General features: G+C 60.1%; 15 protein-coding genes. 6 read left to right on the top strand and 9 right to left on the bottom strand.

The window, feature by feature from the left end; genetic code table 11:
• Positions 1-84: 84 nt before the first annotated feature.
• A complete protein-coding gene (gene gpmI, locus L6D74_RS08625) occupies positions 85-1,611 on the bottom strand; it encodes a 2,3-bisphosphoglycerate-independent phosphoglycerate mutase (protein WP_064592833.1) in 1,527 nt (508 codons plus the stop codon).
• A gap of 152 nt (positions 1,612-1,763) precedes the next feature.
• Between gpmI and L6D74_RS08620 the strand changes: the two genes are divergently transcribed.
• The 3 genes from L6D74_RS08620 to secB are packed head-to-tail and all read left to right on the top strand — an operon-like array spanning position 1,764 to position 2,972.
• Positions 1,764-2,177, top strand: coding sequence for a rhodanese-like domain-containing protein (locus L6D74_RS08620; RefSeq protein ID WP_007952524.1), 414 nt, complete (start codon positions 1,764-1,766; stop codon positions 2,175-2,177).
• A gap of 1 nt (position 2,178) precedes the next feature.
• A complete protein-coding gene (gene grxC, locus L6D74_RS08615) occupies positions 2,179-2,433 on the top strand; it encodes a glutaredoxin 3 (RefSeq protein ID WP_236188722.1) in 255 nt (84 codons plus the stop codon).
• A 53-nt stretch (positions 2,434-2,486) separates the two neighbouring features.
• Complete coding sequence (gene secB / locus L6D74_RS08610) at positions 2,487-2,972, top strand: protein-export chaperone SecB (RefSeq protein ID WP_007909233.1); 486 nt, start codon at positions 2,487-2,489, stop codon at positions 2,970-2,972.
• Between the two features lie 131 nt (positions 2,973-3,103).
• On the opposite strand, the gene L6D74_RS08605 is transcribed toward secB, so the two are convergent.
• Positions 3,104-3,559, bottom strand: a complete 456-nt coding sequence (locus L6D74_RS08605) for a tRNA (cytidine(34)-2'-O)-methyltransferase (RefSeq protein WP_007952520.1) — start codon at positions 3,557-3,559, stop codon at positions 3,104-3,106.
• Here L6D74_RS08605 and L6D74_RS08600 point away from each other — a divergent pair.
• Positions 3,558-3,998 carry a hypothetical protein gene (locus tag L6D74_RS08600; RefSeq protein WP_064592837.1) on the top strand — a complete coding sequence of 147 codons (441 nt, stop codon included), beginning with the start codon at positions 3,558-3,560 and terminating at the stop codon, positions 3,996-3,998. The two genes, L6D74_RS08605 and L6D74_RS08600, sit on opposite strands and share 2 nt — an antisense overlap.
• Positions 3,999-4,408: 410 nt before the next feature.
• Here the strand turns inward: L6D74_RS08600 and ntrC are convergent, their stop codons facing one another.
• The 6 genes from ntrC to glnA all read right to left on the bottom strand — a co-directional run bounded on the left by ntrC (position 4,409) and on the right by glnA (position 11,209).
• Positions 4,409-5,845, bottom strand: a complete 1,437-nt coding sequence (gene ntrC / locus L6D74_RS08595; RefSeq protein WP_007952518.1) for a nitrogen regulation protein NR(I) — start codon at positions 5,843-5,845, stop codon at positions 4,409-4,411.
• The gene (glnL, locus tag L6D74_RS08590) at positions 5,842-6,927 is read right to left on the bottom strand and encodes a nitrogen regulation protein NR(II) (RefSeq protein WP_007952516.1); all 1,086 of its coding nucleotides are present in this window, start codon (positions 6,925-6,927) and stop codon (positions 5,842-5,844) included. The genes ntrC and glnL overlap by 4 nt, the downstream gene beginning before the upstream one ends.
• Positions 6,928-7,157: 230 nt before the next feature.
• Positions 7,158-7,781, bottom strand: a complete 624-nt coding sequence (locus L6D74_RS08585; protein WP_236188711.1) for a DUF4124 domain-containing protein — start codon at positions 7,779-7,781, stop codon at positions 7,158-7,160.
• On the bottom strand, positions 7,778-8,284 hold the full coding sequence (locus L6D74_RS08580; protein ID WP_236188709.1) for a DUF4124 domain-containing protein: 507 nt from the start codon (positions 8,282-8,284) through the stop codon (positions 7,778-7,780). Before L6D74_RS08580 ends, L6D74_RS08585 begins: the two co-directional genes overlap by 4 nt.
• A gap of 99 nt (positions 8,285-8,383) precedes the next feature.
• Positions 8,384-9,673: a hypothetical protein gene (locus L6D74_RS08575; protein WP_236188707.1), complete on the bottom strand. Its 1,290-nt coding sequence runs from the start codon at positions 9,671-9,673 to the stop codon at positions 8,384-8,386.
• Positions 9,674-9,802: 129 nt separating this feature from the next.
• Positions 9,803-11,209: a glutamate--ammonia ligase gene (glnA, locus tag L6D74_RS08570; protein WP_011332032.1), complete on the bottom strand. Its 1,407-nt coding sequence runs from the start codon at positions 11,207-11,209 to the stop codon at positions 9,803-9,805.
• A 327-nt stretch (positions 11,210-11,536) separates the two neighbouring features.
• On the opposite strand from glnA, the gene thiI reads away from it, so the two are divergent.
• Both thiI and typA read left to right on the top strand, forming a co-directional pair.
• Positions 11,537-12,991, top strand: a complete 1,455-nt coding sequence (gene thiI, locus L6D74_RS08565; protein ID WP_011332034.1) for a tRNA uracil 4-sulfurtransferase ThiI — start codon at positions 11,537-11,539, stop codon at positions 12,989-12,991.
• A 139-nt stretch (positions 12,992-13,130) separates the two neighbouring features.
• The gene (gene typA, locus L6D74_RS08560; RefSeq protein WP_007952502.1) at positions 13,131-14,951 is read left to right on the top strand and encodes a translational GTPase TypA; all 1,821 of its coding nucleotides are present in this window, start codon (positions 13,131-13,133) and stop codon (positions 14,949-14,951) included.
• 281 nt (positions 14,952-15,232) lie between these two features.
• Here typA and L6D74_RS08555 read toward each other — a convergent pair whose 3' ends face one another.
• A complete protein-coding gene (locus L6D74_RS08555) occupies positions 15,233-15,670 on the bottom strand; it encodes a YkgJ family cysteine cluster protein (protein WP_236188706.1) in 438 nt (145 codons plus the stop codon).
• Between the last annotated feature and the right edge of the window lie 178 nt (positions 15,671-15,848).

Raw genomic sequence — 15,848 nt, 5'->3', positions numbered from 1 at the left:
GCAAAAAAAACGCCTCAAAGCCAACTGCTTTGAGGCGTTCGTCATAAAAAGCCGTTTCAGGCTGATTACAGGGCGTTTTTGATATCAGACCAGAATCGAAGTGCCAGTCATTTCCGCCGGTTTTTCCAGGCCCAGCAGTTTCAGCATGGTCGGCGCCACGTCCGCCAGCACACCACCTTCGCGGACTTTCAGGTCACGCTTGCCGACATAGATGAACGGCACCGGCTCGGTGGTGTGTGCAGTGTGTGCCTGACCGGTGGATTCGTCGGCCATCTGCTCGACGTTGCCGTGGTCGGCGGTGATCAGTGCTTCGCCGCCGACCTTTTCCAGTGCCTCGACGATGCGGCCGACGCAGGTGTCCAGGCATTCCACGGCTTTCACAGCGGCTTCGAACACGCCGCTGTGGCCGACCATGTCGCCGTTGGCGTAGTTGACCACGATCACGTCGTAGCGCTGGTTCTCGATGGCCTCGACGATGCGATCAGTGACTTCCGGTGCGCTCATTTCCGGCTGCAAGTCATACGTGGCGACTTTCGGCGACGGGATCAGGATGCGTTCTTCGCCCGGGAACGGTTCTTCGCGACCGCCGGAGAAGAAGAAGGTGACGTGGGCGTACTTCTCGGTTTCGGCGATGCGCAGCTGGGTCTTGCCGTTTTTCGCCAGATAGTCGCCGAGCACGTTTTCCAGGCTGCCGGGGGCAAAGGCTGCGGGTGCCGGGATGCTGGCGGCGTACTGGGTCAGGCCCACGTACTGCACTTTTGGCTGGCGTGCGCGCTCGAATTCCTTGAAACCGTCTTCGACAAACACGCGGCTCAGCTCGCGGGCGCGGTCGGCGCGGAAGTTCATGAACACCACGGCATCGCCGTCTTCGACTTTCACCGGCTCACCGATGCTGGTGGCTTTGACGAATTCGTCGCTCTCGCCACGGGCGTAAGCGGCTTCCAGACCTTCCTGGGCGGTGGCGGCGTTGAATTCTCCCTTGCCGTCAACGATCAGATTGTAGGCCTGGGCCACGCGATCCCAGCGGTTGTCGCGGTCCATGGCGTAATAGCGGCCGATCAGGCTGGCGATGCGTCCCTTGCCGAGGGCCTGGAAGGTCGCGTCGAGCAGTTCGATCGACGAGGCGGCGCTTTTCGGCGGCGTGTCACGGCCGTCGAGGAAGGCGTGCAGGTAGATCTTTTCGGCGCCGCGCTTGAAGGCCAGTTCGGCCATGGCGATCAGGTGATCCTGGTGGCTGTGAACGCCGCCATCCGACAGCAGGCCCATGAAGTGCACGGCCTTGCCGGCGGCCACGGCCTTGTCCACGGCGGCGCAGATGGTCGGGTTCTCGAAGAACTCGCCGTCGCGGATCGCTTTGGTCACGCGCGTGAAGTCCTGATACACCACGCGCCCGGCGCCGAGGTTCATGTGGCCGACTTCAGAGTTGCCCATCTGGCCGTCCGGCAGACCGACGTCCATGCCGCTGCCCGAGATCAAGCCGTTCGGCACGGTGGCCCACAGGCGATCCAGCACAGGCTTTTTGGCCGCATAGACGGCGTTGGATTCGGGGCTGTCGCTGTGACCGAAGCCGTCGAGAATCATCAGGACCAAAGGTTTAGGCGTGGTAGTCATGGAATCCACTCGTGGCTAATAAGAAGAGGGCGATGGAAAAGGGAGTTGGAGTTTAAAGCGAAGTTCCAGCGGCGTCACCGCCGGACGGGGTTTGGCCGACCATAGTGGCTGTGTATACTGGCCGACATTTTAACGCCCTGGAACCTCCTTCGATGGTTGCTCACCTGATTGAATTTGCCACTAACCACTACATTCTTGTCGGTATCTTCGTCGTACTGCTGGCTTTGCTGCTGGCGCATACGGTGCAGGGCGGCGGTAAAAGCCTGAGCACGGGCGAGCTGACCGCACTGGTCAACAAGGAAGCCGGCGTGGTGGTGGACATCCGTCCGAGCAAGGACTACGCCGCCGGTCACATCGTTGGCGCGGTGAACATTCCCCAGGACAAACTGGCCGCCCGCATCGGCGAGCTGGAAAAACACAAGGCCAAGACCATCATTCTGGTCGACGCCCTGGGCCAGACCGCCGGCACCCATGCCCGCGAGCTGATGAAGGCCGGCTTCACCGCCGCCAAGCTGTCCGGCGGGATTTCCAGCTGGAAAGGCGACAACCTGCCGTTGGTGAAGTGACATGAGCGACGTCATCGTCTACTCCAGCGATTACTGCCCTTACTGCTCGCGCGCCAAGTACCTGCTCGCGAACAAAGGCGTGGCCTTCGAAGAGATCAAGGTCGATGGCAAGCCGCAGGTGCGCGCCGCCATGGCCCAGAGGGCCGGACGCACGTCCGTGCCGCAGATCTGGATCGGCGACACCCACGTCGGCGGATGTGATGATTTGTATGCCCTGGAGCGCGCCGGCAAGCTCGACGCGCTGCTCAAGGCCTGACCTGCTGCACACGTAAAGAACCCTAAAAGACCCAAGATCAGAAAGGATCTGAGATGACTGACCAACAGAACACTGCAGCCAGCGAAGAAGAAACCGCACCGCAATTCTCCTTGCAGCGCATCTACGTACGCGACCTGTCCTTCGAAGCCCCGAAAAGCCCGGCGATCTTCCGCCAGCAGTGGGACCCGGCGGTCGCTCTGGATCTGAATACCCGCCAGAAAGCCCTGGAAGGTGATTTCTACGAAGTCGTGCTGACCCTGTCCGTCACCGTGAAAAACGGTGAAGAAGTGGCCTTCATCGCTGAAGTGCAACAGGCCGGTATCTTCCTGATCAAAAACCTGGACGCGGCTTCGATGAGCCACACCCTGGGTGCGTTCTGCCCGAACATCCTGTTCCCGTACGCTCGCGAAACCCTGGACAGCCTGGTGACCCGCGGTTCGTTCCCGGCCCTGATGCTGGCCCCGGTGAACTTCGACGCCCTGTACGCGCAAGAGCTGCAGCGCATGCAGGAATCCGGCGAGACTCCGACCGTTCAGTAAATGATCTGAGCGTTGACGCAAGTCCAATGTGGGAGCGGGCTTGCTCGCGAAAGCGGTGTGTCAGGTGGCATAAATGTCATCTGATGCGGCCCCTTCGCGAGCAAGCCCGCTCCCACATTTGTTATGCGGTGTTATTTGAAGTCGTTCTGCCGCCACGCTTCGTAAACGGCCACTGCCACGGTGTTGGACAGGTTCAGGCTGCGGCAGCCTTCGCGCATCGGCAGGCGCAGGCGCTGTTCGCCGGGCAGGGCGTCGAGCACTTCCGGCGGCAGGCCACGGCTTTCCGGGCCGAAGATGAATGCATCGCCGGGGACGAACGCGGCATCGTGAAACGGCCGCGAACCCTTGGTGGTGAAGGCGAACAGCCGTGGATGACCGAGGCTTTCCAGGCAGCTGGCGAGGTCGGCATGGCGCTGCAAGGTGGCATACTCGTGGTAGTCGAGACCGGCGCGGCGCAAGCGCTTGTCGTCCATCTCGAAACCCAGCGGTTCGATCAAATGCAGGTGGCAGCCGCTGTTGGCGCACAGCCTGATAACGTTCCCGGTGTTCGGCGGAATTTCCGGTTGAAAAAGGATGACGTGAAACATGCACGGCTCCGAAGGTAAAGATGACGCGCATTCTACGCCGCAAGCGGATCCGCGTTCGAAACTATTCCCGCGGGTGATGGCCTCACTGGCGATCGTCGGTGTGATGGTCGGGATGATGATCGGCCGTTTGACCACGCCTGACCCGACCGTTTTGCAGCAGGTCGAGGTGATCGATGGCGGGCTGGCGGTCTGGTTCAACAACGAGCCGAAGCTGCATGGCGAGATCGTCGATGGCAGCGTTGCGCTGTTGTTCGAGGCCGAAGGCCAGGCGCAGAAAGGCCAGCTCAAGTTCAACGGCAAGGACGTGAACTGGCGGACGCGGTTGAGTGACGGGGGATTGTTGCTGACGCTGGTGGCGGCGCGGCCGCTGCAGGGCGACTGGGCCGGCCAGGCGGTCGATGACCGCTGGCGGCTGGAGATCCATCTCCGGGAGCAATAAAAGAGGGAATCCCCGGCCTGCCTGTACCAAGGTTCCCGAAACGGGCGGGCTCATCGCATCGCGTTCTGAGCCGGTGTAAAGAAGGAACCCCTGACCTGCCTGTATCAAGGGCCCCAAAAGGGTGGACTCGATGAGTCCGGTGTAAAGAGGGGAATCCCCGGCCTGCCTGTACCAAGGCCCCCGAAAGGGTGGGTGAATCGAATCACCTGATGGAGTTATTGCAGGGGGCGTGCCAGTTTTTCTCGTTTTGAAACAAAAAAGTCCCACACAATGACGAAGGCCCCGTAGTACGGGGCCTTCGTCTTTTTACAGGTTGGGATTTTCAGCTGTTTACAGTGCAAGCCTGGGCCGGTGACCGTGCCCGATTAAGGGTCACGGTGCCTTGCAGCGGTGCAGGCTGGCGCTGAATCTCAGCCTTCATCACCCTCATCGTCATCCCCGCCATCGACCTTCATGCCGAGTTCCTTGATCTTGCGGGTCAGGGTGTTCCGGCCCCAGCCCAGCAGCACGGCAGCGTCGCGACGACGCCCGGCGGTGTGCTTCAGAGCCGTTTCGATCATGATTCGCTCGAACGCCGGCACCGCGCTGTCGAGCAGGCTCGACTGCCCGCGTGCCAGGGCCTGATCGGCCCATTGGCGCAGCGCCTGTTCCCAGTTGGTCACCGGCGCCGAGTCCTGCGGCAGGCTCAGCAGTTCCGGCGGCAGGTCGCTGATATGCACCTCGCGCCCGGACGCCATCACGGTGATCCAGCGGCAGGTGTTTTCCAGCTGGCGCACGTTGCCAGGCCACGGCAGGTTCTTCAGGTATTCCTCGGTCTCGCTTTTCAGCAGCTTCGGCTCCACCGCCAGCTCTTGCGCGGCGCGGCTGAGGAAGTGCTTGGCCAGGGTCGGGATGTCTTCGCGACGGTCCGACAGACGCGGGATGTGGATGCGGATCACGTTGAGGCGGTGGAACAAGTCCTCACGGAATTTCCCGGCGTGAACCAGGGTTTCCAGATTCTGGTGGGTCGCCGCGATGATCCGCACATCGACTTTGACCGGCACGTGCCCGCCAACGCGATAGAACTCGCCATCGGCCAGCACCCGCAGCAGGCGAGTCTGGGTGTCCGCCGGCATGTCGCCGATTTCATCGAGGAACAGCGTGCCGCCGTCGGCCTGTTCGAAACGGCCACGACGCAGGTTGGCCGCACCGGTGAACGCGCCTTTTTCGTGGCCGAACAGTTCGGATTCCATCAGGTCTTTCGGGATCGCCGCCATGTTCAGCGCGATGAACGGCGAGGCCGCGCGCGGGCTGTGGCGGTGCAGGGCGTGAGCCACCAGTTCTTTACCGGTGCCGGATTCGCCGTTGATCAGCACGGTGATGTTGGAGTGGCTCAAGCGCCCGATGGCGCGAAACACTTCCTGCATCGCCGGCGCTTCGCCGATGATTTCCGGGGTGCGAGTCAGGGTCGGGGCGACTTCCAGGCCTTGCTGCTCCTGGGCGTGCTGATTGGCACGTTTGACCAGCGACACGGCTTCGTCAACGTCGAACGGCTTGGGCAGGTACTCGAACGCGCCGCCCTGGTAGGAGGCGACAGCGCTGTCCAGATCGGAGTGAGCGGTCATTATGATCACCGGCAACCGCGGGTGCTGCTCGCGGATCCGCGCCAGCAGGTCCAGGCCACTGGCGCCGGGCATGCGGATGTCGGAGATGATCACGTCCGGCTGTTGGCGCGCGAGGCGGCTCATCACGCCATCGGCGCTGTCGAAGCTCTGGGTGGTCATGCCTTCCTGTTGCAGGGCTTTTTCCAGAACCCAACGGATAGAACGGTCGTCATCGACGATCCACACGGTTTCACTACGGCTCATGTCGATGTGGCTCCTTGTTCCAGTGGCAGAAAGATCGAGAACGTGGTGTGGCCTGGATGGCTGTCACACTCGATCAGGCCCTGGTGCTGGCTGATGATGTTCTGGGTGATGGCCAGGCCGAGCCCGGTACCGTCCGGACGGCCGCTGACCATGGGAAAGAAGATGGTTTCCTGCAGTTCCGCCGGAATGCCCGGACCGTTGTCGATGATCTCGATCTTGGTCACCAGGCGATGACGGACGTGGCCGATGGTGAACTGGCGCATGGCGCGGGTGCGCAGGCTGATGCGGCCCAGGCGCAGCTCGTTCTGGCTGCTGATGGCCTGCATCGCGTTGCGCACGATGTTCAGCACCGCCTGAATCATTTGTTCGCGGTCGATCAGGACATCGGGGATGCTCGGGTCGTAATCGCGCACCAGCGTGATGCAGCCCTGGCTTTCGGCCTCGACCAGTTGGCAGACCCGCTCCAGCACTTCGTGGACGTTGCACAGGGCCAGCGACGGCAGTTTGTTAGAACCGAGCATGCGGTCGACCAGATTGCGCAGGCGGTCGGCCTCTTCGATGATCACGTTGGTGTAGTCGCGCAGGCTGTCTTCCGGCAGTTCCCGGGCCAGCAGTTGCGCGGCGCCACGAATGCCGCCGAGCGGGTTCTTGATCTCGTGGGCCAGGCCGCGCACCAGCATCTTGCTGGTTTCCTGCTTCGACAACTGGGCCTCTTCCTTGGTGATCCGCAACAGGCGGTCACGGGGATGGACCTCCAGCAGGAGCAGGGTCGCGCCGTTGCTGAGGATCGGCGTTACCGCGTAATCCACGGTCAGGGTCTGGCCGGTGAGGGCGGTGAGCATCGCTTCGCGCTTGGTGAACGGGTGCGCCTGCTCCACCGCCTGACGCAACGAGTTGAGCGCCTCGGTGGACTCGGTGAACAGCTCGCTGATGAACTGCCCATGGCTGCGCTGACCGCTGATGGCCAGCAGCATCTCCGCCGCCGGGTTCATGTACTCGAGGCGCAATTCGCTGTCGAGCAGGATGGTGGCGGTGGTCAGGTTGTCGAGTAGCAAGCGATGCAGTGCGTCACTGATGGTCATGAGGACCTCTTTTGGAGCATGGCGCGCGCAGGGATACAGCGCTGATACGAGGAAAATGCAAAAACCAAACCAAGGCTCCGAAAAGAAGCGTTCAACCCCTGAAACGGGCGTTTGACGCTCGTTTGCGTGGCAGTCAAACCGCTCTGGCGGGTACTTTCGAACCAAAATGGGTTGGAATGTGAGTACGGTGCAATGTATTGCACCAATATAGTGCGCAAAGCTGAACGGCGTCAGAAGAAACGCAGGAAAGGATTTTTCGGTTCGGCGGGTTTGTCTTTCAGCGGGCATTCCGGGCGCACGCCGTAGTCGGCGCTGACGCAGGGTTTGACCTGACGCTTCTGTGCCAGGGAAATGCGCTGCATGTGGAAGGGCTGGTTGGCGGTTTTCTCCACGGTGCGGCCCTCAGCATCAAGGATCTCGACCGACAGGTTGTGGCTGCCACGATCGATGTTGCTCAGCGGGAACACCGGGCTCAGGCCGGGTTCGCCGACGGCCTGGCCATCCAGCAGCAGGCGATACCGATGACCTTTTTGCAGGCCCGGCTCGCTGGTGACGCTGACGATCAGTTCGCCGGCGCTGCTGCGAATGGTCGCGTCCGGCTCGGGGATCAGCACCCGCAGCATGTCGTAGTGGAACAGCGGCGGCTCTGCTGATTTCATCGACGGCTTGACCGGTGCAGTGGCGGTCGGATTCGAGGCCATGCGATTGCTGTTAGCCAGCGGCACACGCTTGGCATTGGCGCGCGGTTGATCGGTGTAGACGCGATTGCCCTGTGCATCGATGTAAGTGAACACCTCGGCCGATGCGCCAAACGCGATCAGCGACAGGCACAAGGCAATCAATCCTCGCATCATGGCCTGTGCACCCGCTGCACGGTGAACACCACCGCAGGACTCTGCTGAATGATCGTCTCGCCATTGATTACCTGCACCGCGAGCCGATGCTCGCCCCGGTCGACGTTCACCAGTTGCAGGATCGGCACATTACTCGGCTGGCCATAAGGTGCGTCGTCCAGCAGCAGGCGCAATTGATGCGGCGGTTGCAGGCGCGGCTTGATCAGCACGCTGACCGTGAAGGTGCCGTTGTTGGCGCGCAGGGCCTCTTCGGTGGGCAGGCCGGTCAGCTCAAGCACTTCATAGGCATTGCGTCCTGGCGCAGGGCTGGGGGTGTCTGAAGAGGGCGGGCTCGGTGCCTGGGGCTGAACGCTGTTGAGCGGCGGCAACTCCACCGGCTGCGCCTGTACGCCGTCCGGTGCGTGATCGCTGTACACCGTGTTGCCGCTGGCATCGGTGTACTTGTAGATCTGCGCGGCGGCGGGCAGGGCGATCAGCAGCAGGAAGAAAAAACCACGACCCATGGATTCGACCGATCAACAATGAGATTGGCTTGCAGCATAGGCCAGGGGCGGCGGTAAGCCCAATCGGGACAATATCTGCTCACACAAACCGCACAGGATTTATTGTGCGGCGCCAGGTGTAACGGCATTCTCGCGGGCGCCGGACAGGACGCCTGCCTTGTAGTGCTCGACCAGGACCGGCACACCCTTGGTGTCAACTTCGCGCAACTCGCCTTCCTTTACGTCGTCAACAAAGTTGACGTTGAGGGTGTGGCCATTGTCGAGCCTGGTCACCCAGAGGCCTTGGCGTTTGTCATCGCGATATTCACCCCGCTCGGTAGTGCCACGAACAGTCAATTCACTCAGGCCGTTGAGTTGGCCGTGGGCATAGGTCTGGAATCCGGTGGCGACCCATTCCATGTCGTCGTGGTTGAGAAGCTGCCAGCGACCCTCGCGCAAATCATTGTGGAATTCGCCCTCCAGTGTTTGCCCATCCTGGTACAGCGTCCACTGGCCCTCTCGTTTGCCCTCTACGAAATTGCCGGACTCCGAATATTTCTCGTCTTTGGAAGAAGACCACGGGCCGATCCGCACACCCTGCTTGTAGGCACCTTGGGCCGTGAGCGAGCCAGAATCATAAGACACCGATTGGCCGTCTTCACTGCCGGTGAATTTAGCCGGTTCGGTTTCCCAGGCAATACGCCTCACCCGATAGTTGTAGAGCGTGCGCTTGCCCTCGACGAGCGTCTCGTCGAGCCATCGCCAGAAAGTAACGGTAAGGAACCGGCCGTTTTTTTCCTGATAGGTCTTCTTGAAGAAGTAAGGTTCGTCATCTGGCGTCGGGTCGCTCAGTGGGTCGTAGTACTGGCCGTAAAAGCTCACCAGTTTCCCTTGGCTGAAATCGAGCTGGTCGAATTCCGGTATGCCGGACTCTTCGAGGAAGAGGCTGTAGTTGAGCGGGGTGATTTGGCTCAGAGCCTTCTTGATGGTCAGGGCGTCGAGGTGTTTGCGACCTTCGGCGATGCGGTCCAGCGCCGGCTGCAATCGCGTGACGCGACTGTAGAGGTGGTCGTTCGCGTTGTATTTGTAGGCGTAGATTTTGTAGCGGTCGTCTTGCCGAAAAAGCACGAAGCGGGTCGGATCCTCACTGTCGAGCGACATGAGAAAAACCGATTCGATGTTCACCTGACCGAACTCATCAAGCAGTTGCGGGCGTTCGCCCGGCGTGTCGCAACGGCAGTAATAGCCTTTGACGCCCTTCGTTTCCTTGATGAACGCCAGAGTCATCGAGCTTTCCTGCAAGCCCTGGATCAGCGGGTGAGCCAGCGGCTTGTCTTCGTAGAACTCGGCAGCGCCAGTTGTTGAGCAGGCGAGGCCGGCCATCATGGCGATAGCCCGTAACCACTTCATGCGAATCCCTTCGTCAAGGCGCCGGTCGTGGCGCGAAAGCGGTGGATTATCCATGGATGAGCGGGCACAAAAAAGGCCTCCCGAAGGAGGCCTCTCTTTTGTCACGCCGCGTAGCGCGGCGCTACCGGATCAGCAGCTGTAGTACAGCTCATATTCCAGTGGGTGTACGAAGGTGCGGACCTTGATTTCTTCTTCGGATTTCAGCGCGATGTAAGCGTCGATGAAGTCGTCGGAGAACACGCCGCCCTTGGTCAGGAACGCACGGCCCTTGTCCAGCTCTTCCAGGGCTTCTTTCAGGCTGCCGCAAACTTGCGGGATCTCTTTCGCCTCTTCAGGCGGCAGGTCGTACAGGTTCTTGTCGGCAGCATCGCCTGGGTGGATCTTGTTCTGGATACCGTCCAGACCTGCCATCAGCAGCGCTGCGAAAGCCAGGTACGGGTTGGCAGCCGGATCCGGGAAGCGGGCTTCGATACGACGGCCTTTCGGGCTGTTGACGTAAGGAATACGGATCGAGGCGGAACGGTTGCGAGCCGAGTAGGCCAGCATCACTGGAGCTTCGAAGCCTGGCACCAGACGCTTGTAGGAGTTGGTGGCCGGGTTGGTGAAGCCGTTCAGGGCCTTACCGTGCTTGATGATGCCGCCGATGAAGTACAGGGCGGTGTCGGACAGGCCGGCATAACCTTCACCCGCGAAGGTGTTCTTGCCATCTTTGGAGATGGACATGTGAACGTGCATGCCCGAACCGTTGTCGCCGTACAGTGGCTTCGGCATGAAGGTCGCGGTGCGGCCGTAGGCGTCGGCAACGTTGTGCACAACGTACTTCAGGGTCTGGGTTTCGTCGGCTTTCTTCACCAGGGTGTTGAACTTGACGCCGATTTCGTTCTGGCCGGCAGTTGCCACTTCGTGGTGGTGAACTTCAACGGTCAGGCCCATTTCTTCCAGTGCGTTGCACATGGAGGTACGGATTTCGTGGTCGTGGTCGAACGGCGGAACCGGGAAGTAGCCGCCTTTCACGCCTGGACGGTGGCCTTTGTTGCCGCCTTCCACGTCCTGGTCGGACATCCACGAGCCTTGCTCGGAGTAGATCTTGAACATCGAACCGGAGATGTCGGACTTGAACTTCACTTCGTCGAAGATGAAGAACTCTGGCTCTGGACCGGCGAATACGGTGTCACCGATACCGGTGGTCTTCAGGTATTCCTCGGCGCGGCGGGCGATGGCGCGCGGGTCGCGATCGTAACCTTGCATGGTCGAAGGTTCGATGATGTCGCAGACCAGGATCAGGGTCGGCTCTTCGGTGAACGGGTCCAGAACGGCGGTTTCGTCGTCCGGCAGCAGGATCATGTCGGAGGCTTCGATGCCTTTCCAGCCAGCGATGGAGGAACCGTCGAACATCTTGCCAACTTCGAAGAAGTCGTCTTCCAGCGCATCGCGAGCCGGCATGGTCACGTGGTGCTGAGTGCCTTTGGTGTCCGTGAAGCGCAGATCAATCCACTTGACGTCATGATCTTTGATGAGTTGAACCGACTTCGACATAGTGTCCTCCGGGTGAATTAGGGCGGGTAGTGGATGCCCTTAATAGTGGTGATGCCGGCGCGAATACTCTGCCAAGGCAACCTGCCTCACAAGGGAGCAAATTGCATGCCAGTGCCCCAGCATGGGTTTTTTGCCCCAAATTCACGCTTCTAAAGGTCGAAAGTGCCTTAAAGGCGAAAATCTCGCCCTGTAATGTAGCGCTCAAATCGAAAAATGATCCGTTTTGGTGCGTGCAAAACCTTCTGCACATTAACTGGTTAAACCTTGAGCAATTTCCGCTATAATCCGCGCCCCCCTTTTTCGGCTGGCCCTGCGCGCGCTGTTTTCATGAAACTAATCGTAAAAGTCTTCCCCGAGATCACCATCAAAAGCCGACCTGTCCGGACGAAATTCATCCGCCAGTTGGCCAAGAACATCCGCACCGTGCTCCGCGACCTGGACCCGGCCGTGGTGGTGAACGGTGTGTGGGACAATCTCGAGCTGGAAACCCGCGTCACCGACCCCAAGGCCCTGAAAGAGATGGGCGAGCGCCTGACCTGCATGCCGGGCATCGCGCACTTTCTGCAGATCGACGAGTACCCGCTGGGCGACTTCGACGACATCACCGAAAAGTGCAAGCAGCACTACGGCGATGCACTGGCCGGGAAGATCTTTTCGGTGCGCTGCAAGCGTGCGGGCAAGCATGCGTTCAGCTCGATGGACGTCGAAAAATACGTCGGCAGCAAGCTGCGCCGTGAGTGCGGCGCTGCCGGAATCGACCTGAAGCAGCCGGAAATCGAAGTCCGTATCGAAGTTCGCGACAAACGGTTGTTCGTGATTCACAGCCAGCACAATGGCATCGGCGGCTACCCGCTCGGTGCGCTGGAGCAGACGCTGGTATTGATGTCCGGTGGCTTTGACTCGACGGTTGCCGCGTACCAGATCCTTCGTCGCGGCCTGATGACGCACTTCTGCTTCTTCAATCTGGGCGGTCGTGCTCACGAATTGGGCGTAATGGAAGTCGCGCATTTCATCTGGAAGAAGTACGGCAGCTCGCAACGCGTGCTATTTGTCAGTGTTCCATTCGAAGAAGTCTTGGGCGAAATTCTCGGCAAGGTCGACGACAGTCATATGGGCGTCGTATTGAAGCGTATGATGTTGCGCGCAGCGTCGAGCATTGCCGAACGCCTGCACATCGATGCGCTGGTCACCGGCGAAGCGATTTCCCAGGTATCGAGCCAGACGTTGCCGAACCTGTCGGTCATCGATTGCGTCACCGACAAACTGGTCCTGCGGCCGCTGATCGTCGCCCACAAGCAGGACATCATCGACACGGCCGACCAGATCGGTACCGGTGATTTCGCCCGGCACATGCCGGAATACTGCGGCGTCATCTCGGTCAACCCGAAGACCGCCGCCAAGCGCGGCCGCGTCGAGCACGAAGAGCAGGAATTCGACATGGCGGTGCTCGAGCGTGCGCTCGCAAACGCCAGACTGGTGCCGATCGATCGGGTGATCGACGAATTGGGCCAGGATTTGCAGATCGAAGAAGTCAGCGAAGCGCTGGCCGGTCAGATCGTCATCGACATCCGTCACCCGGATGCCGCCGAGGATGACCCGCTGGAGCTCGCCGGCATAGAGGTACAGACGATGCCGTTCTACGCAGTGAACGCTCGTTTCAAGGAACTGGACCCTACTCGCCAGTACCTGCTGTATTGCGACAAAGGCGTGATGAGTCGCCTGCATGCCCACCATTTGCTCAGTGAGGGGCATGCCAATGTGCGCGTTTATCGACCGAGCTAAGTGCCCGGGGCTGTTTGCCTGTGGCCTGCGTCACCGGCCCCCCGACACCGCCGTCAAGCTGTAACGGCCATGCCGGACACTACTGTCAATCGCTGCCAAGACTTGTCAGCAAACCGAATCCTCTGATCGAGATACACAAGTGATCGAAAATCTACGCAACATCGCCATCATTGCCCACGTTGACCATGGTAAGACCACCCTGGTAGACAAACTCCTGCGTCAATCCGGCACTCTGGAGCGCAACGAGCTCAACGACGAGCGCGTGATGGACTCCAACGACCAGGAAAAAGAGCGCGGCATTACCATTCTGGCGAAAAACACCGCCATCAACTGGAACGGCTACCACATCAACATCGTGGACACCCCGGGCCACGCCGACTTCGGCGGCGAAGTCGAGCGCGTTATGTCCATGGTTGACTCCGTGCTGCTGCTGGTCGACGCCCAGGACGGCCCTATGCCACAAACCCGTTTCGTGACCAAGAAGGCTTTCGAAGCCGGCCTGCGTCCAATCGTGGTCATCAACAAGGTTGACCGTCCGGGCGCGCGTCCTGACTGGGTTCTGGACCAGATCTTCGATCTTTTCGACAACCTGGGCGCCACCGAAGAACAACTGGACTTCCAGGTTGTTTACGCTTCGGCCCTGAACGGCATCGCCGGTCTGGACCACACCGCCATGGGCGAAGACATGACCGCGCTGTACCAGGCGGTAGTCGACCACGTTCCGCCTCCGGCTGTTGACCGTGACGGTCCGTTCCAGATGCAGATCTCCGCTCTGGACTACAACAGCTTCCTGGGTGTTATCGGTGTTGGCCGTATCGCTCGTGGTCGCGTCAAGCCGAACACTCCGGTTGTCGCTATCAGCGCCGACGGCAAGCGCCGCAACGGTCGTATCCTGAAGCTGATGGGTCACCACGGTCTGCACCGCGTTGACGTTGAAGAAGCAGCGGCCGGCGACATCGTCTGCATCAGCGGTTTCGACGAGCTGTTCATCTCCGACACCCTGTGCGACATCAACAACGTCGAGGCGATGAAGCCACTGACCGTTGACGAGCCAACCGTTTCCATGACCTTCCAGGTAAACGACTCGCCATTCTGCGGTAAAGAAGGCAAGTTCGTGACCTCCCGTAACATCAAGGATCGTCTGGACAAAGAGCTGCTGTACAACGTTGCACTGCGCGTTGAAGAAGGCGACTCGGCTGACAAGTTCAAGGTTTCCGGCCGTGGTGAGCTGCACCTCTCGGTACTGATCGAAACCATGCGTCGCGAAGGCTTCGAGCTGGCCCTGGGCCGTCCTGAAGTGATCATCCGTGAAGTTGACGGCGTGAAGCAGGAACCGTTCGAAAACGTGACCATCGACATCCCTGAAGAATCCCAGGGCAAGGTCATGGAAGAGATGGGTCTGCGTAAAGGCGACCTGAGCAACATGGTGCCGGATGGCAAGGGCCGTGTTCGTCTGGAATACAACATCCCTGCTCGCGGTCTGATCGGTTTCCGTAACCAGTTCCTGACCCTGACCAACGGTGCTGGCATCCTGACCTCGATCTTCGACCGTTATGCTCCAGTGAAGTCGGGCCACATGTCCGGCCGTCAGAACGGCGTTCTGGTTTCGGTTGAAACCGGCAAGGCACTGACCTACTCCCTGGAAACCCTGCAGGCTCGTGGCAAGCTGTTCGTAGAACACGGCCAGGAGATCTACAACGGTCAGATCGTTGGTCAGAACTCCCGCGACAACGACCTGGGTGTGAACCCGACCAAAGGCAAGAAGCTCGACAACATGCGTGCTTCGGGTAAAGACGAAACCATCGCTCTGGTCCCACCTGTTCGCTTCACCCTGGAACAGGCTCTGGAGTACATCCAGGAAGACGAGCTGTGCGAAGTCACTCCTAAGTCCATCCGTCTTCGCAAGAAGATCCTGGACGAAAGCGAGCGTACCCGCGCTGCCAAGAAAGCCAAGGCGTAAGATTTAGCCAAGGCTGAAAAAAACGCCCCCGGTCGAGAGATCGGGGGCGTTTTTGTTTGTCTGGGGAAAATGTGGAATAGGCCTTGAAGATCAAGAGCCCCTCACCCTAGCCCTCTCCCGGAGGGAGAGGGGACTGATCGGGGGATGCTCAAGAGATACGCCGACCTGATCGGGCTGTGCCGAATCCATAATCGACTGGTTGTTTCAGGTCGATGGATTTCGCAAGACACCTCGGTCGGCTCCCTCTCCCCCCGGGAGAGGGCTGGGGTGAGGGTCGGCTTTTAGAAGCGCTCGATCGAACGGGAGTTCTGCACCCGCTCCACTTCCTTCGGCTTATACGCGCAATAACCCGGGCGCGGGCCGATCTTCGGGTGGTTGCGGCAGGTGTCCGGGCGCTTGTCATAAATGGTGCACAGGCGGCTCTTACGATCCAGGTAGTAGCAATCGTTGTTGCTCATGCGCTGCAGGGTGAAGATCCCCGACTTCTGGTTGAAGCGCTCGACCAGACCTTCCTTTTGCAGGCGCTTGGCGATGTTCTTCGGCGGGTCGCCCAGTTCGAACTCGTCGACCACACCGATGCGCACCAGATCCTTGATCTTGACCTCGACCGGCAGCGTGCAGCAGCTGGAAATGCACGAGCCGCACATCGGGGCCGAATATTTGGCCCAGGTATCGAGACGGTCGATCTCGGCTGCGGCGATCAGGTTGGGCTTCATCATCGGTGTTTACCAGGCGTGTGCATCAGGGCGCGCGATCATACCGGGACGGGTGGAATTTTGAACAACCTTTCGCCAGATTTTTTCTTCGCGCGGTTGCAGGGGCGACAATTCGGCACGGCCCCTGCATTCATTGAGGCATATGACAAAGTAATGCCGGTCGATCTCACACTCTCGGTAA

Origin of the sequence: Pseudomonas pharyngis, from assembly GCF_021602345.1 — a bacterium.
Lineage (GTDB): Bacteria > Pseudomonadota > Gammaproteobacteria > Pseudomonadales > Pseudomonadaceae > Aquipseudomonas > Aquipseudomonas pharyngis.
The sequence above is the reverse complement of the archived record's forward strand: the minus strand, read 5'-3'. Positions and strand labels throughout refer to the sequence as shown.

Excerpts from the sequence above, each read along its gene's own strand:
- L6D74_RS08580 (WP_236188709.1), bottom strand. The coding sequence starts at position 8,284 with ATGGGTCGTGGTTTTTTCTTCCTGCTGCTGATCGCCCTGCCCGCCGCC.
- grxC (WP_236188722.1), top strand. The coding sequence starts at position 2,179 with ATGAGCGACGTCATCGTCTACTCCAGCGATTACTGCCCTTACTGCTCG.
- L6D74_RS08555 (WP_236188706.1), bottom strand. The coding sequence starts at position 15,670 with ATGATGAAGCCCAACCTGATCGCCGCAGCCGAGATCGACCGTCTCGAT.
- glnL (WP_007952516.1), bottom strand. The coding sequence starts at position 6,927 with ATGACCATCAGTGACGCACTGCATCGCTTGCTACTCGACAACCTGACC.
- gpmI (WP_064592833.1), bottom strand. The coding sequence starts at position 1,611 with ATGACTACCACGCCTAAACCTTTGGTCCTGATGATTCTCGACGGCTTC.
- glnA (WP_011332032.1), bottom strand. The coding sequence starts at position 11,209 with ATGTCGAAGTCGGTTCAACTCATCAAAGATCATGACGTCAAGTGGATT.
- L6D74_RS08605 (WP_007952520.1), bottom strand. The coding sequence starts at position 3,559 with ATGTTTCACGTCATCCTTTTTCAACCGGAAATTCCGCCGAACACCGGG.
- L6D74_RS08575 (WP_236188707.1), bottom strand. The coding sequence starts at position 9,673 with ATGAAGTGGTTACGGGCTATCGCCATGATGGCCGGCCTCGCCTGCTCA.
- thiI (WP_011332034.1), top strand. The coding sequence starts at position 11,537 with ATGAAACTAATCGTAAAAGTCTTCCCCGAGATCACCATCAAAAGCCGA.
- L6D74_RS08585 (WP_236188711.1), bottom strand. The coding sequence starts at position 7,781 with ATGATGCGAGGATTGATTGCCTTGTGCCTGTCGCTGATCGCGTTTGGC.
- L6D74_RS08600 (WP_064592837.1), top strand. The coding sequence starts at position 3,558 with ATGCACGGCTCCGAAGGTAAAGATGACGCGCATTCTACGCCGCAAGCG.
- ntrC (WP_007952518.1), bottom strand. The coding sequence starts at position 5,845 with ATGAGCCGTAGTGAAACCGTGTGGATCGTCGATGACGACCGTTCTATC.
- secB (WP_007909233.1), top strand. The coding sequence starts at position 2,487 with ATGACTGACCAACAGAACACTGCAGCCAGCGAAGAAGAAACCGCACCG.
- L6D74_RS08620 (WP_007952524.1), top strand. The coding sequence starts at position 1,764 with ATGGTTGCTCACCTGATTGAATTTGCCACTAACCACTACATTCTTGTC.